The 15,827-nt window shown below is 67.1% G+C and carries 10 protein-coding genes; 7 read left to right on the forward strand and 3 right to left on the reverse strand.

The window, feature by feature from the left end; genetic code table 11:
• Nucleotides 1-2 precede the first annotated feature (2 nt).
• Entirely contained in the window at nucleotides 3-497 is a 495-nt protein-coding gene (locus ACM6LU_RS37710) for a hypothetical protein (RefSeq protein WP_414942656.1), read from the forward strand.
• A gap of 5 nt (nucleotides 498-502) precedes the next feature.
• On the opposite strand, the gene ACM6LU_RS37715 is transcribed toward ACM6LU_RS37710, so the two are convergent.
• Nucleotides 503-751, reverse strand: a complete 249-nt coding sequence (locus ACM6LU_RS37715; RefSeq protein ID WP_414942657.1) for a hypothetical protein — start codon at nucleotides 749-751, stop codon at nucleotides 503-505.
• A gap of 279 nt (nucleotides 752-1,030) precedes the next feature.
• Between ACM6LU_RS37715 and ACM6LU_RS37720 the strand changes: the two genes are divergently transcribed.
• Nucleotides 1,031-1,444 (forward strand): DUF6924 domain-containing protein, encoded by a 414-nt coding sequence (locus tag ACM6LU_RS37720; protein ID WP_414942658.1) that lies wholly within the window; start codon nucleotides 1,031-1,033, stop codon nucleotides 1,442-1,444.
• Between the two features lie 89 nt (nucleotides 1,445-1,533).
• Here the strand turns inward: ACM6LU_RS37720 and ACM6LU_RS37725 are convergent, their stop codons facing one another.
• Nucleotides 1,534-4,572, reverse strand: a complete 3,039-nt coding sequence (locus tag ACM6LU_RS37725) for an RICIN domain-containing protein (RefSeq protein ID WP_414942659.1) — start codon at nucleotides 4,570-4,572, stop codon at nucleotides 1,534-1,536.
• A gap of 452 nt (nucleotides 4,573-5,024) precedes the next feature.
• Here ACM6LU_RS37725 and ACM6LU_RS37730 point away from each other — a divergent pair, with 452 nt between their 5' ends.
• The 3 genes from ACM6LU_RS37730 (at nucleotide 5,025) to ACM6LU_RS37740 (ending at nucleotide 11,054) form a co-directional block, all read left to right on the forward strand.
• Nucleotides 5,025-5,987 (forward strand): hypothetical protein, encoded by a 963-nt coding sequence (locus ACM6LU_RS37730; RefSeq protein WP_414942660.1) that lies wholly within the window; start codon nucleotides 5,025-5,027, stop codon nucleotides 5,985-5,987.
• A 343-nt stretch (nucleotides 5,988-6,330) separates the two neighbouring features.
• Nucleotides 6,331-10,395 (forward strand): DNA/RNA non-specific endonuclease, encoded by a 4,065-nt coding sequence (locus ACM6LU_RS37735; protein ID WP_414942661.1) that lies wholly within the window; start codon nucleotides 6,331-6,333, stop codon nucleotides 10,393-10,395.
• A 107-nt stretch (nucleotides 10,396-10,502) separates the two neighbouring features.
• Entirely contained in the window at nucleotides 10,503-11,054 is a 552-nt protein-coding gene (locus ACM6LU_RS37740) for an SMI1/KNR4 family protein (RefSeq protein WP_414942662.1), read from the forward strand.
• Between the two features lie 873 nt (nucleotides 11,055-11,927).
• On the opposite strand, the gene ACM6LU_RS37745 is transcribed toward ACM6LU_RS37740, so the two are convergent.
• The gene (locus ACM6LU_RS37745; protein WP_414942663.1) at nucleotides 11,928-13,682 is read right to left on the reverse strand and encodes a tetratricopeptide repeat protein; all 1,755 of its coding nucleotides are present in this window, start codon (nucleotides 13,680-13,682) and stop codon (nucleotides 11,928-11,930) included.
• A gap of 182 nt (nucleotides 13,683-13,864) precedes the next feature.
• On the opposite strand from ACM6LU_RS37745, the gene ACM6LU_RS37750 reads away from it, so the two are divergent.
• Nucleotides 13,865-15,184 carry a helix-turn-helix domain-containing protein gene (locus ACM6LU_RS37750; protein ID WP_414942664.1) on the forward strand — a complete coding sequence of 440 codons (1,320 nt, stop codon included), beginning with the start codon at nucleotides 13,865-13,867 and terminating at the stop codon, nucleotides 15,182-15,184.
• Complete coding sequence (locus tag ACM6LU_RS37755; RefSeq protein ID WP_414942665.1) at nucleotides 15,181-15,795, forward strand: HAD family hydrolase; 615 nt, start codon at nucleotides 15,181-15,183, stop codon at nucleotides 15,793-15,795. The genes ACM6LU_RS37750 and ACM6LU_RS37755 overlap by 4 nt, the downstream gene beginning before the upstream one ends.
• Nucleotides 15,796-15,827: the final 32 nt, after the last annotated feature.

The following is a 15,827-nucleotide window of genomic DNA, read 5'->3' on the forward strand; positions in this document are numbered from 1 at the left end:
AGATGTCCGGAACGAGGACCAGGCGGCCCGCCGCCCTGCTGCTGGCGGTGGCCGCGGCGCTGACCGCGCTGGTGGCGGGTGGAACGCAGGCGGGGGCCGCGCCCGCGACCGGCGGGACCACGACCTTCACCCTGCACTTCCCGAGCGCGGACGGGGCGTCCGCGGCCGCGACGATCGTGTGCCAGGCCAAGACCACTGCCACGATCATCTACGGGCTCGACGACAGCGTCTACGGGACCGGGACGTCGAAGTGCCCGGTGGCGATGACCAACCTCGTGGCGCAGACGACCCTGTACCAGTGGTCGCCCGACCTGGGCCGGTGGGAGCCGGTGTCGTATGGCAAGTACGACAGCGGACCGGGGCAGAACAAGGAGTCGACGACGGGCGAGTACCTCTGCGCCGCGCCGCGCACCTACGTCGCGTCCACCTACCACTTCGCCCGCCTCGGCAACGCCACCGCCACCGCCGTCACGACCAGCCAGCAGCGGGTCTGCTAGGCCGGTCACGGCCGCCGCGAGGTCCGCTTGGTCGATGTCCCCTGCTTCGGCCAGCCGGTCGAGGTGGTCTGGCGCAAGCGGACCTGGCGGTGCGCGAATCCGGGCTGTGCGCCGGGTCGTTCACCGAGCAGCAGGAGAGCATTGTTGTGTGCGATGACCAGTCGCCGGACGACGGTGAGGCGGAAAGTCCGGCTCGGCGCCGCGTTCACGCTGTCGGAGCAGGACGCCGACGCGACCGAACTGAATATGGTCAACGCCGCCTTATACCTGCGGCGTCCATGTAGGGCGGGATGGTGCCGGCGAGCAGGCCGCGGATGCGGTTGCTGACCCCCGGTGGCTCGTTCCCCGTGGACCACCACAGCCCTCATCGGTGCTGGTCCTGGCCATGGGTTGGTCGGAATGAATACCGATGCTGTCCGGGCGCTGGCGTGCGCGTATGGGCAATAGCGCCGTTCGCTCAATGCACAAAGCGCACGCTCAGCTGGTGGCCTGGCCCTGTCGGAGAGTACCTTCGCTAGCGTTATGGTCTGCGAGTGACAGTGCTGCCGGCAGCCTCGGTCGTTGTCCGCACGTGGTTCGGTGATAACAGTGCGTGGGAGTCACTCGTCGTGGCGATTCAGACGCCCAGCGAAGACGGGTTTCTGGCGAATGTCGCTCTGGTGAACGATCCGATGTTCGAGGGCCTGAGCACCGAGGCGTTGAAGGTGAAGCAGACGGCTGGGCCGACTGTTTCCTTTCTGGTAGACGAGGTAACTCTCACTAATGTCGAGCAGCCCGTCTTGGCCGTCCGGCTTATCCCACTTTCGGACGGCGACGAACGCGATCATCGGCCGTTCCGGGTGCTGCCTGCCGAGCTGTGGAGTGTGGAGAACCTTAACCTGGCAAACATGGACCGGTCGGACTTTACAGACTCAGTATCCGAAGACGAGATCTTCCGCGGCTTCTGACGTACTTTCCGCCAAGGGCGGTGGACTGTCTCGCCGGCTTAGCGATCCGGGTGCTGGCTCCACCGCCGTGGAGCCAGCACCCGGGGGTGTTATGGGGTGGTGCTGATCTGGATGGGGGTCCAGCGTTGGTTGGGGTTGCCGAGGTCGGCTCCCTGGGTTACGAGGGTCGCGTTGGTTGTGCCGTTACCGAGGGTTTCGACGATTTTGGCGGAGTAGACGCTGCGCAGGGCGAGGGTGTTGTTGGCGGCGGTGGTGAATTCCCATTGCTGGTTGAGGTCACCGTGGCAGGGGTACTGGACGATTGATGTTCCGTTGTTGTAGTTGGTGGGCAGGTCGAGGCATTTGCCGGAGTTCTGGCTTTTGAGGGTGTATTTGTTGTTGCCGAGGTGGGTGAGTTTCCAGATCTGTTTGGCGCCGGCGACGCAGTCCCAGAGTTCGGTGGCGGCGCTGTCTCGCAGTGCGTCTTGGCCGACGCCGGCGACCTGGATGCACCGGCCGCCGTTGGCGTTTTTGAGTTCGATGGAGCCGGGTGTCATGGTGACGGTTTTGTAGTCGATGGTGCCGCCGCCGTCGTTGCTCCAGTCGATGCGCCCGTTTTGGAAGTTGCTGCGGCGTCCCTTGGGGAGGGCTTGTTCGTCGGTGGTGGGGTAGCCGAGGTAGGACTTTTCGGAGCCGAGGGCGTCCCATTTGCTGCGGATGTTGCCGTAGACGGGGTGGGCGCCGGTGGTGGGGTGCCAGTAGATCGCGACGCCGGTTTTGAATTTGATGTGTTTGCCGACGCCGTCGGAGGTGGGTGTTTCGTCGCTGATGGGGTAGGTGACGAATCCGGCTTCGTAGCCGAGTTCGGCGTATTTCTTGTGGATGTCGCCGGTGACGGCGCGGACCCCGTGGACGGTGGTGCGGTAGATGGATCCGGTGGAGAACCTCTGGAAGACGCCTCCTTCAACGGCGAAGCTGGTTTCCTGGCCGGTGGGGTAGCCCAAGGGGCCGTTTTCGTAGCCGAGGGCGGCGAACTTGGTGTGGATGTCGCCGGTGATGGTGCGGGCGCCGATGGCAGGCATCCAGTAGATGGATCCGCCGGTGAACCGGTTGTATTGGCCGCCTGCGGTGCCGAAGGCGGTTTCGTCGGTGGTGGGGTAGCCCAAAAGCCCGGTCACGCCACCGGATTTGCTCCAGGTGTCGCCGATGACGCCGTGGATTTCGTGGGCGCCGCTGGCGGGGCTCCAGATGATGGACAGGGGGTAGTAGCTTCCCTGGGCGTTGGTGATCTGGAGGATGTGGCCTTTGCCGTCAGGGGTGGTGGTCTGGTCGGTGAGCATCCCGCCGAGGGTGCCGGGGCCGCCGAGGGCGAGGAACTTGTCGAGGATGGGCCCGTTGTAGATGGGGTGGACCTGGGTGTTGGTGTAGCGGGTGAGGTAGAGGCGGCCTTTCTCGTAGACGCGGTAGCCGAGGTTGTTGGCGTCCAGGACCGGGTCTGCGATGGGTTTGCCGAGGTTGGCCCGGACCTTCTCGTCACGGCTGTAGCGCACGTCGAACGGCGTGGGCGGGGCCGGGGTGTCGATCTGCCAGGCCGCTCCGAGCGCGTTTTCCGGATACAGGGCGAGACCCGGGTTGCCCCTCGGCCTGAACGTGATGGTGGTGCCCTGGACGCACCAGGTGGCCTCGTCCCTGAACGCGGGCGTGCCGTCTGTGGGGGAGACGGTCACGTACGCCTCTGTGGGACCGCCTCCTCCTCTCCTGTCCTTGTCCCAGCGGAGGTAGTTGTTGGGGCGGGTGACCGACTGGAGGGAGAAGCAGGCGGGGTCGGCGAGCCCGGGTTCGATCTTCCAGGACTGCTCCGGGTGATTGCCCGGTTGCCACAGCGTGAGGGTCGCCTGCCCGCCGGAGTCGGTGAGGTAGCCCTCGTCCGCCTGGCGGGTCAGGGTCCGCAGCGACTGGGTCAGGTTCTCGTCCTGGCCGGTGCGCAGAAACCGTTCCCGGTCGGTCGGCGATCCGGCCAGCGCCGCGTCGGCGGCGGTGACCAATGCCGGGTGGACCCTGGTCTTGACGGCGCGGGTGCGGATTTCGGTGATTTGGCGGACGTATTCCTCGTCGCGTTTGCGGAGTTCGTTGTCGATGTCGCGCAGGTGGGCGTCTTTGGCGCCGCGGTCGATGAAGGCTTTCCAGTCGGCGGGGTTGCGGCTGCGGACGGCGGCTTCGGCGGCGCCGTGGACCTCGGTGTCACGCGGGGCGCGGCTCCAGATCTCGATGACGAAGTCCTGGTCGCTGAGGTTGATCAGGGCCTCGTCGCCGCGGATGCCGAGGGCGTGCCAGGCGGCGTTGGCTTTGGCCTCGCGGGCGAGCGCGGCAGCCTTCTCGGCTTCGGATTTGGCTTCGTCTTCGCGGATCAGCCGTTCGGTGTCTTTGCGGTGCTCGTCGTAGATCCCAACGGTGAGGAAGGTCCACTGTGCGTCGGCGGTGCCGCGCAGCGCGGTCCTGGCGGCGTCTTTGACCGCGGTGTCTTTGTGGTTGTCGGCGTTAAGGTCGAGGTGGACGATGAAGTCGTAGACCGATTTCGCCAGGTCGGTGTTGTCGGCCGGGACGCCGAGCAGCCCGGCGGCCTTGGCTTTGGCGGTGCGGTCTTCTTCCTGGCGGGCGCGGCGGTCGGCCACGATCGCCTGGTCCTGGGAATGGGCCGCGGCCATGCCGGTCTTGATGAACGTGGTGCAGGCGTCGTCGCTGTCGCCGAGCGCGGCGACGGCGGCGTCCTTGACCTTCCGGTGTTCGGGCTCGAGCGGGTGCTGCTTGTCCAGGTCGTCGGCCGCGTAGTACATGGCGGCGGTGAAGTTGCGGTCGGTGAGAATCATCAGCTCTGGCCCGGCGACGATGCCGAGAATGGCAGCGGCTTTGCCCTTTTCGGCATCGGTAGACTGCGCCAGCGTGGCCTTCGGCGCAGCCGGTGCCGGCTCCTCGGGAAGCTCCGGCGGCGTGCCGACGATCAGGGGAACCGGGGTCGGCAGTTGTACTGGCGCAGGCGTGGGGGAGTCGGGTACAGGCGCGCTGGGGGTCGGGCTGGGACTGGGGGACGGCGTGGCGGTGGCCGGTGCGGCGGCGAGCGCGCTGAACGCCATGACGGCCGCGGTGAACACCGCCGCCGTTCTTCTTGTGTGCGGTCGCGGCGGGCGGGATACCGCCGTCGATCTACCGGAAAGTCTCACAACTATTCCCCCTCTTGACGGAATGGCGATGGATCAAATGGCGTATTACCGCTCAGCGAGAACCGCCGTTGTGAAAGGCGGAGAAAACGGCGAGCCTGACGAGAACTAGCGCCATTGGCGAATTGCGGTCAACAGGTCTGGACAACCGAGACTCAGCTGTGATCAAGTACCGGAAATTACGGTGATCGGAGTCACCTTTTAGTGTGGGTCGTTCTCGATCATGTGCCATAGTTCGTCGGCTGCGTGATCACGCGGCTACTTGGGGGAGTGAGACCATGTCGAAAATCTCCGCTGTCTGCAGAGCGCTCGCAATCGGCCTAATCGTTACAATTTCCTTGGCCGGTAACGCATCCGCCAGCTCAGCCTCCTTGGTGGGGGAGCGGGTGGCGGGGATCGAGCAGTCGCCGTGGTATCCGATGGTGCGCCAGGTCGCTCTCTATCACGGGGAAACGCTGGTGCGTGCCGCGGCATGGCAGGCTATCTGGTCGGATGAAGGGGAATTCGCACTGCAGCGGTTCGCGTTATCCGGATATCGGGAAGCGCGAGAAAGGGCGCAGCAGAATTCCGCCCGCAACCGGGATTTCGTGCAACGCGTGCTGGGCGCCTATACTGCCGCGTATTCACCGCGTGTTCATGACGCCGCGAAGAAAGCTTCCCAAGGTAGTGACGCAGACTGCGACCGTTTCGTGCGTACCGGGTTTGCCGAAGCCAAAGCACTCGATACCGCGGCCAGGGAAGCCGACGAGCAGGAACGGCAGGTGATCGCCGAGACCGAGCGTGACTTTGTTCGGCTGCTGGCGGAGTCCGATCCTGGTGAACAGGTGCGGTTGGCCGCGCAGCACGCGCTGCGACCGGGCAGCACTGACACTGATGTGCGGGAGTTCTATGCCACCGCGTGGATGGCGGCGGCGGCCCTGGACGTGGAGATCTTCCGGCTCCGCACCCAGGACGCGGGGATCCGGTACCACGCACTGATCCCGCGGCTGGTGGCCGATGCCGAAGCGGCCGAGCTCGAAGCCCGCAACGCCGGTGAGGCCGCGGCGGAGCAAGCCCGTGCGGTCGCAGCCCGCGCCTGGACCACCACCCGGGAGAAGGCCGAGGAAGCACGCCAGGCGTGGGAGGCCGAGCGGCAACTCTGCCTCGAGCAGGCCCGCTACTGGCAGACGGTGAAAGACCGCGCGGCCGCCGAGACCGACCCGGTCTGGGCGGCGATCACGACGGGCGCGGAGAAACAGCGCGGCGGCTGGACGACGGAAACGACGTTCGCCGGCGACGAGGCCGGGCTGTGGGCAGGAGCCCGCGACCAGGCTCAGCTCGGCTACGACCGGATGACCACCCGCCCCTGACCCGGCGGACGCGCTTCGCCTGGCCGCGACCCGACCGTGACCAGGTGTTCTGACGGACTTTCTTCGATGGTGGGGGTGGATTGTGCGAATGCCGAGACGGATGCGCCGCGCGAGACAAGGGATCCTGGCCAGCCGGTGGTGCCGGCGAACCGTGGTGGTGGCCCTGGCCGCCGCCTTGGTGGCCGGGGGAGCAGGACCGGGCAGCTCTGTCGCCGCCCTCTCCGCGCCAGGCGCCCCCCATGCCCAGTGGCAGCCACCGACCAGCCCCGCCGCGACCACTGAACCGCCACCGCCCTCGGACGTTCCGGAGGATGATCCGGAGCGGGACGCCATCTTGCGGCAGATGCAGCTGGACCTGATGGCCGACATCGCCGCGTTCGACGAGGACGAAGAAGTCCGTGCCGCCGCGAGCGACGCGCTGCGGAAGACCGAAGCGGGTGACGAGAACGCCATCCCGGCGTTTTTCGACCATGGTCATCAGGCCGCGAAGGCGGCAGCGAAGAAACGTAAAGCCGAGGCTGACGCCCATAACCGTGCCTTGATCGAGCCGCTTGCGGGGACCGGCGGCCCGGTTTTCAACGCGGCCGTCGCCCGTGCGCTGGCAGGCAATGCCTACGACCGGGAGGACTTCCTGGCGTTCGGCCGTGACATCGCCGCGGAACAGGACCGCCGCGAGGGGGCCTATGACAAGGAACTGAAGAACCGGCGGCGTATGCACGTCCAGATCGCCGCCGACCGTGGCACCCCCGAGGTGTCCGCGGCGGCGAAGGCGGCGCTCGCCGCTGGGGACGCGGCGATCGCGGAGTTCCTCAAGACCGGGTATCTCGCCGCGGCCCAGCGCGACGCCGACGCCCGTGAACTTCATTTGGCCGAGCTTGAACGCAAACGCAAGGAAGCCGCCGCAGCATCGGATCTGGCGCAGCGGACCGCACGCGCGATGCGCGCCCGGACCAACCTGCTCGCCGCGCACGCCGACGGTGCCAAGGCTCTCGAACGTACCGCGAACGACATGACCTCCGCGGCGAACATCTCCCGCGAGACCGCCCGTCTGCTGGCCTCTGATCAGGCCGGGCACACCTATCACCCGGAGCTGTATCAGCGCGCGAAGGACGACGTCGCGCGTGAGGTCTCCCGTGCCGTGACCGATGCCCAAGCCGCGCAGAACGCCGCCGCTGGGGCGGGGGTGCAGGTCGACATCCTGCTGCAGAACGGGATGCCGCACGGCGCGCAGTGGGCGAAGGTCGTGCAAGGCATGGCCGCCGCGGCGGTCGCGGCGAAACGCGCCGCGCAGACCGCCGCGCACGCCATCGACGCGATCCACGCTGACGCGGCCGCCACCGACGCCGCCGAGAAGGCTGAAGCCCGTGAGGCGAACGCCCGCCAGTGGCGGCTCAACGCCGAATCCCACGCCGCCGCGGCCGCGCAGCTCGCCCAGGCCGCCCGCGATCAGGCCACCGCCGCCGCCGAGGCCGCCGAGCTGGCCCGCCGCGCCCGTGTCGACGCGGAAGCCGCGCTCAGCAACGCCCGGGTCCATGCCGCGAACGTCAAACAAGCCCGGGTGGACGCCGAACGCGAACGTGATGTCGCCGCCGCGAAACGGGAGGAAGCCGAGCAGTGGCGTCAGCAGGCCGCCGCGAAACGGCAGGAAGCCGAAGCCAAACAACGCGAAGCCGCCCAGCACCGCGACGCCGCGCAACGCGAAGCCGCCGTCGCCCACCAGAAACGCCTGGACGCCGAAGCCCAGCAACGGGTCGCCGCGGGGAAACGTGGTGACGCCCAAGCCCAGGAACAAATCGCCGCCGACGCCTCCCGCGACGCCCGCGCTCAGGAGAAGATCGCCCAAGAAGCCAACACCAGCGCACGCAACGAGGAAGCGAAAGCGTTCCAGGTTCGGGACGAGGCCGCGGCGATCGCCCAGTCCGCGGACACCGCGGACAAGAAAGCCATCGCTCTCGAAGGCCTGGCGCAGCGGATGCAGCAGTCCACCGAGGTCGCCCAGCAGGACAAGGACCAGGCGTGGGCCGCGGCCCGTGCAGCGCGAGCGGACGCCAACCGGGCCAGGGATGCGGCGCAGCTCGCCCGTGGCCACGCGGACGACGCTCAAGCAGCGGCGGGCCGGGCCCGTGGTGCCGCGATCGAGGCCGACGCCGCCGCCGGACGAGCCCGCGCCCATGCCGACGCCGCCCAAGCAGCCGCCGCGCAGGCCCGCGCCGCCGCACGCGAAGCCGAGGTCGCGGCCGAGAACGCCCGCACCGCCGCGAATGAGGCCCAGGCCGCCGCGGCACGCGCGAACGAAGCCGCGTCCCGCGCCGAACGAGAAGCCGCCGCGGTCCACGCCGAAGCTCTCCGCGCACGGGCCTCCGCCGAAGAGGCCACCGCTGCCGAGGCCCGTGCCGCGGAGCACGCGCGCAACGCCGCCAACCTCGCTCAGCAGGCAGCCGTGGAAGCAGCGATCACCCTGGACGCGGCGCATCGCACCCGGGACGAGGCCAACGCCGCCGGCGTCGAGGCAGCGACCGCGGCCATGCAGGCCGGGATCGCCGCCCGCGCCGCGACCGCGTCGGTGCAGTCGGCGTCCGGAATCGCCGCCCCGGCGGACCAGGCCATCGCGATCGTCAGCCCCTTCACCGGCGCGGACATCGACGCCGACTTCATCATCATGGTCGCCAACCGCGCCAAAGACGTCGGGGACACCCAAGTCAAGACCGCCCAGGCCGCCGCCGTGGACGCCGCTGCCCAAGCCCAGCGGGCCGCCGACGCCGCCCGCAACGCCGCCGCCGACGTCGCTCCCGCCTACCAGGCAGCAGCCCAGGCAGCCAGTTCCGCCGCGGCCGCCGCCCGCTCCGCCGCGGCGGCACAGCAGTCAGCGGCCGACGCCGCCATCCACGGAGCCGCCGCTCGCAAGGCCGCGGCGGACGCCGCGGTCGTCGACGCCGGCGCCCAAGCCGACGCCCAAGCGGCCCGCGCGGCAGCGAACCAGGCGGCTGCAGATGCCGCGCTCGCCGGACGCCTCGCTGACCAGGCTGAAGCCGATGCCCGCGCCGCACGCCAAGCCGCCGACAGTGCCACCCGGGCGGCGAACGAAGCCAGCGCCGCCGCCACCCGGGCCGAACAGGACGCTGCTGCCGCCCAGCAAGCAGCAGAACAAGCCCAGCGTGACGCCGACGCCGCCCGTACAGCCGCAAACCGGGCCGCGGAACACGCCCGCGACGCCGATCAAGCGGCGAGCAGAGCCGAGGACTACGCCAAAGACACAGAATCCCGAGCCAATAACGTCGCAGCCGTCTCGGCCGACATCCAGAAGCAGCTGGCCGAGCTCCAGGAGAAATTGCGCCTGGAGCATGAGGCACGGCAGCGAGCCGAAGTCGAACAGGCCATCACAGACGACAGCGAGATCCCTGAGTTGACGCAGGCAGAAGCCGATGCGCTGCGAACCGAGAAGGGGCAAGCCGCTGTCGACGACTACAACCGCGCTCGCGCCGAGGCCAACAAGCCGCTGCTCGACTTCATCGTCGCCGAGGGCGGACAGATCATCCTCGACATCGTCGGCTTCACCGACGCCAAACGGTGCTTCACCGAAGGCGACTTCATCGCCTGCGTCATGACCGTCATCAATGCCTTGCCCATCCTCAAGATCGCTTCAGTCCTCAGCAAGATCCCCGACGCGGTATCCGCTGTCGTCCGCATTGTCAAAGGCATCGGATCATTCAAGGACGCCGTGGTCACGGGGCGGCGGGTGGCCAAGGAACTGAAAGAGCTGGCCCAGCGCCTGATTAAGTGCCGGACCGTCGCGGCGAACAGTCTCGCCGGGCCTGCTTGTGAGGTGGCGACCAAACCCCCACGCGATCCCCACCGGCCGCCGGTGAACGATCCGCGGCGCGATCCCTACCCGTTCCCTGGCCCCCTGCCCCTTCCGAGCCCCGGGGAAGAAGACAAGAACAGGACTTGCCCCGACGGGACGGCGGGCTGGGTGATCAACGACCGCATGCAGAACTTCACCTATGGCAATGTTCCCGCGAGCCGTGCCACCGGCGGGACCGCGTGCATCATCCGCACGATGCCGCGAGAGGATGGAGAGCCGGACACGCCTGTCGGCCATGACCCGGAAACGATGCACAAGGGGCATCTCATCGCGTCGATGTTCGGTGGGCTGCACAACGTGCAGAACATCGTCCCGCTGTTCAAGAAGGCGAACAACCCCGTAATGCTATATGACATCGAAGAGCCGGTTGCGCGTGCCGTACGCGGCGGAGAAACGGTGTATTATCGAGTCAGTGCTTACTATGCAAATCCTGGCGATGCCGTGCCGAGCAGGTTGTACATCAAGGCATGGGGCATGAAGGGGACATTCCGTTGTCTCGCGATCCTGGAGAATGTTCCCAACCCGCCGCGTGCCGTATGTCAATGATCGAGACTGACGAGTGAAGTCGGGGTGTCACGCTGTCTCGATCTCATCGAGGCAGCGTGATATCGTCCAGTTAAGTGCCGTACCGTGTCGAAAGGTCTCATGTGCCGATGGCTGATTCTCGCGCCGTAGTGGACAGTATTGCGGCCGCTGTGGGGTGGACTGACACTGTTTCTGTGGCGCTTGACTGGAGCGTGGTCGAGCGCACTCTGGGTTTTTCGCTTCCTGGAGACTACAAGGAATTCATGGAACGGTTTCCGTCGGCCGCGTTTCGTGATGTTGTAACCTTCTGGAATCCGATCCAGGGCGTCGAGTCCCTTGCTCGGTTTAGGGAAGAGATCGACCGAATTCTCATCGGTGTAAGGATAGGTTGGGAACGGGAATATCACACCTTTCCGCCGTTTCCTGAACCCAAGGGAGCGATCCCCTTCGCATCCGATTCCGGCGGAGGGTCGCTGTTGTGGCTACCTTGGACAGACGACCCTGATGAGTGGCATGTCGTGTATCAAAGCCGACACAGCCCTGACGACTGGACCAGGACGAAACGGTCGATGACAGAAGTCATGCTCGAACTCGCGACCAGTCGAAGCAAGAGAAATATTCTCGGATGGGACATGGCCGCCAAAGAGCGATCACTGGAGCCTTTCGAAGTCGTTTCCTGAACCGAGAACCCAGTCGGACCAAACCCCGGGCACGAGCCAGCCATGCGACCTGCGATCAATCCATGACCGAGTTGTTGCAGGAAACAGTTCGGGGATTCTGCGGAGGACAGGCCTGGACGTTAGCGTGCAGAGGCTTGCCTCCTGCGTCAGCGCCAGGCGATCTCGCTGGCGCTGATGGCGGGATGCCGTTCGTGATAGGGAATTCACGGTCCTGGACGAGGTGCTGAGGAGCTCGGTCACGCTTGGCCTATGTAGACCGGTAGATCCCTTCACTGACGTGTCACTCCATGACGCACCAGGATGGGGTTGGACTTGTGCGGGATCTTCACAGGCAAACCGAGGCAGATTGGGCTGCGGGCGCGCTATCACCGCAGGTCAGCAGGGTGTGCTCCCCGCAGGTGCGGGGATGATCCGGGGTTGCGCGACGGCAGAGCGGACATGACCGCGTGCTCCCCACAGGTGCGGGATGATCCGGCGATGAGCCCGGAGGTATCGGCCGAGGTCATGTGCTCTCTGCAGGCGCGGGGATGATCTGGAGTACTGCACCGACTTGTCGTCGGCAACCGGGTGCTCCCGCAAACGCGGGAAGCACGGGTTCCCTGTTGCGGAGCGGGGGTGTCAGGGCCGGCTCTGAGCGTCGTGGAGACGCTTGCGGACATAGGCGGCATTGTGCGGGAGACCGTAGTCGTCGTGGATTGCAGCGGATTCCTTCCAACAGGCAATGGCCTCGCTGATGTGGCCGAGCTGGCGCAAGGAGGCTGCGAGGACATCCAGTGGCGTCGCGATGCTTTCGTCCCGGCTGACGCCGACACGGCGACCAATGGCTATCGCCTCCCGACACAGGGCGATGGCAGTCTCGTGGTGCCCCAGTCCCTACTGCGCTCGGGCTACGTCAGTTATCGCACCTGATTCACCGGCGCGGTCTCCTGCTTTCCGACGCAGACTCAGCCCGCGTTGACCGTGATCGAGGGCTTCCCGGTAGCGGCCGAGGCCAACGTACGCGGCGCTGAGATTGCCTTCGATTACGACTTCCCAGCGTCCCGTGTCAATGCCACGGCTGAGTGACAACGCTTCGTCGAGATACCGCAGAGCATTCTCGAATCGCCGCTGCTTCAGAAGAAGCAGCCCGCGATCATTGAGCACCCAAACTCTCAATTCGTCGTCGCCCAGATCTCGTGCCATCGCTTCCACCCGATCAAGATCGACGGCCGCTTGCTCCCACCTATGCAGATACGTCGCCGCGCTCCCACGATGCGCCAGCAGCTGCGCCTCCTGGATGTGGCCGCCGACCCTGCACGCAGCCATGAGCCCGACTGTCACAATGTCGATCCACGTTTGCCAGCTGACCGTTGTCGCGGTGAAGGCGCACGCGATGGTCAGCGAGACGGTGCGGCGATCCAGCCGATGCTCGGCGGCATAATGCAGCGCGGCAATCAGGTTGTCGCGTTCAGTGCTGAGCCAGGCCAGCGCGTGGTCGAAGTCGCCGATCGGGTACGGGCGGGCTGGCTCGGCCACGACGTCCCAAGGCCTCGTCTGTGCGGGGTAGAGCTTTCGGTCGGCTGCGTGGGCGGTGTGGATGTACCAGGTCAGCACAGCATCCAGCGCCTGGTCCCGGTCGTCGCCGGTGTCGTGGTGCAGGGCTTGGTCTGCGGCGTAGGTGCGTAGCAGGTCGTGGAACCGGTACCGGCCACCGGCGACGGGTTCAATCAGATGCGCGTCAGCCAGGGCGGCGAGTAGAGGACGAGCGTCGGCGGGGGACAGTCCGGCTAGCGCGGCCGCGGCCGGGAGCGACAGGTCAGGGCCGGGGTGCAGGCCGAGGCGGCGGAACAGCTGCGCCTGCTCGGGTGGGAGTCGCCGGTAGGACCAGTCGAACACCGCACGGACGGCGGCCCGCTCATCAGCGAACTCACTGAGAACGTCGAGCCGGGTGCGGTCGTCGGCCAACTCGGAGACGACCTCGGCGACCGTCAGATGAGAATGGACGGCGGCACGGCTTGCCGCGACCCGCAGCGCCAGCGGCAACCGCGTGCACAACCGGACCAGTTCATTGACCGCATCGCGTTCGGCGGCGGCCCGCTCGGCGCCGAGGATGCCGGTGATCAGATCGAGTGCTTCGGGCGGGGTGAGCAGGTCGAGGGTGAGGCGGTAGGCGGCGTCGGTGACGACAAGGCCAGTGAGGCTGTCGCGGCTGGTGATCACCACCATGCAGCCGGCGGTGCCAGGTAGGAGGGGCCGGACCTGCTCGACGCTGTAGGCGTTGTCCAATACCATCAGCACCCGCTTGTCCGCCAGCATCGACCGCAGTAGCCCCGCCTGCATTTCGACGTCGGCGGGGACCGCGCGGGCCGCGACCCCCAAGGCTCGCAGGAAACCACCGAGGGCTTCGGCGGCGGTAGCGGGTTCGCCGGGACCATAGCCGCGCAGGTTGACGTGCAGGGTGCCGTCGGGGAATCGGCGCTGGATCCGGTGGGCCCAGTGCAGCGCGAGGGCGGTCTTGCCCATCCCTCCCGCCCCGTCGACAGCGGTGATCACCACCGACTGCGGTCGCTCGTCGTCCTGGCCGGGGTCGGGCGGGATCAGCGCGTCGAGCGCGGCCAAGTGTTCCGCCCGGCCGGTGAAATCCCGCACCGACCCGGGAAGCTGCCGGGGTACCCCCCGTCCGCCCCCGTGGTGGATCTCCATCGGCCCGCTGGGGTCACGGCGCTTCATCCGTGTGCGGTTCACCGTCAGGTGGGTGATCGGTGCGCTACTGTCGGCGACAGGGCTTTCCTGCGGCCAGGATGGCGAGGGCGATGGACACGAGATGTCGGATGTCGGGCGCGTGGTTGAAGAAGGCGCGTGGGCGGAAGGGCTTGTCGCAGCTGGAGTTCGCCGAATTGATTGGCCGGTCGGAGAGCTGGGTGTCGAAGATCGAGACCAACTCGATCCGGTTGAAGGACCTGGACCTGGCGGAGCGGATCGCGGACGTGCTCGGCGTGCCTTTGGCGGGCGTGCTCGGTCTCGACACCTCGGTATCCGGTGGGGCGGCAGCGTCGGTGTCGGGTGGGCATACTCGCGTGCAGAGCGCAGTGCCGCAGGTGACCGACGCACGTGAGTGGGAGATGTGGGACAGCATGAAACGCCGATGGTTCCTGACGCAGGCAGCGCTGGCCGCACTCGCCGTGACGGAGGCGCTGCGGCCCGGCCCGAGTGATGCTGTTCTGGCAACGGTCTTCGAGCGGGATGGCGTCGATGAGCAGACCGTTGCCAGTCTGGAGCAGGTGGTTCTGGGGTGGCGCCAGGCGTATCGCACGGCCAGCGCGCAGACGTTGCTGGGGCCTGCCCACAGCACCCTGAATCTGCTGGTTGAGATGGCTCCGGACGCCGGTCCTCGTCAGGACCGTGTGGTGTCCCTGATTGGGCAGATGTCGGCGTTGGTGGGGACGATGCTGATGCTGGACATGGCGGATTTCGAGGGCGCCCGGCATTTTCTGACCGTCTCCGCCCGCGCGGGTCACCAATCCCGCGACGCTGAACTGACGGCTTTGGCGCTGGGCTGCAGGGCCTTCCACGCAGCTTACGGTCAGGAACCAGATCCGCGGGAAAGTTTGCGGTTCGCTGAGGGGGCGCTCGTGGCGGCGGAGACGGGTATTCATCCGCGCACGCATGCGTGGCTTCAGGCGGTGACCTCGGAAATGCGTGCCACTGCGGGCGAAGACTCCAGTTGCCGGCGTGCGCTCGACATCTCGGCCGCTTTGCTGGGGCAGCCGGAACGGGACAGGCCGTGGCTGGGGATCGGCGCGTTCGGCACGGCGAAGCTCACCGCGTACCGGGGTGGTGACCTGTCCTGCCTGGGTCAGCACAGCCAGGCGCAGGCCACCCTGATGGAGGCGCTGCACGCGCTCGACCCGAGCATGCGGAAGCATCGCTGTACGGCGTTCATCGATCTGGCAGAGTCCTTCGCCCGTTCCGGTGACATCGACGCGGCTTGTGAGCATGCCGGCAGCGCTCTGACCATCATCCAGAAGACGCGGCACGCCGACAGCTTGAAGCGGGTCGATGTGTTGCACCGCAAGGTCACGATGACCCGCGCGCCCGCGGCGCGCCGCTTGGGTGAGAAGCTGATCGGGTGCAAAGCCGTCGTCACGTGACCCACACTGGCCTGTTGCTGGACTTCGGCGGTGTCGTGACCACCGACTTCTACGGGGCTTTGCGAGCGTTTTGCCTGCGGGAACGGCTTCCGGAGAACGCGATCGAGACGGCCTTGGCCACTCCTGCCGGGCACGAGGCTCTCGCTGCGGTGGAGTCCGGTGTCCTGCCGCAGCGCGACTACGAGCAGACGTTGGCGCGCATGCTGGGCCTGGACGCGGACGGCCTGCTCGCGCGTGCGTTGGCGGATCTGCGACCGCGGACTGAGGTTTATACGCTGGTCGACCGGGCTCGTGCCGCGGGGATCACCGTGGGGGTGCTGTCGAATTCCTGGGGGACAGGGGCGTTCGATCCCTACGCCGGGTACGGCCTCGAGGAGCGGTTCGACGCGGTGGTGATCTCGGATCAGGTCGGGATGCGCAAACCTGACCCGGCCATCTACCGGCTGGCCGCTGACCAGATCGGTGTCCAGACCGGCGACTGTGTGTTCGTCGATGACACTCCCCGGAACCTGCCGCCGGCCAGTGAACTCGGCATGGTCACGGTGCTGTTTCCCGACACCCGCAGCGGTGTCGACGAGATCGAGCGCCTGCTGGGCCTGCATGACCAGTAACCGGGTTCCTACCCCGTAACCCGGTTACTGAT

This window comes from Amycolatopsis sp. cmx-11-51 (genome assembly GCF_047608665.1).
Classification (GTDB): Bacteria; Actinomycetota; Actinomycetes; order Mycobacteriales; family Pseudonocardiaceae; genus Amycolatopsis.

Excerpts from the sequence above, each read along its gene's own strand:
- ACM6LU_RS37710 (WP_414942656.1), top strand. The coding sequence starts at position 3 with ATGTCCGGAACGAGGACCAGGCGGCCCGCCGCCCTGCTGCTGGCGGTG.
- ACM6LU_RS37735 (WP_414942661.1), top strand. The coding sequence starts at position 6,331 with ATGCAGCTGGACCTGATGGCCGACATCGCCGCGTTCGACGAGGACGAA.
- ACM6LU_RS37740 (WP_414942662.1), top strand. The coding sequence starts at position 10,503 with ATGGCTGATTCTCGCGCCGTAGTGGACAGTATTGCGGCCGCTGTGGGG.
- ACM6LU_RS37750 (WP_414942664.1), top strand. The coding sequence starts at position 13,865 with ATGTCGGGCGCGTGGTTGAAGAAGGCGCGTGGGCGGAAGGGCTTGTCG.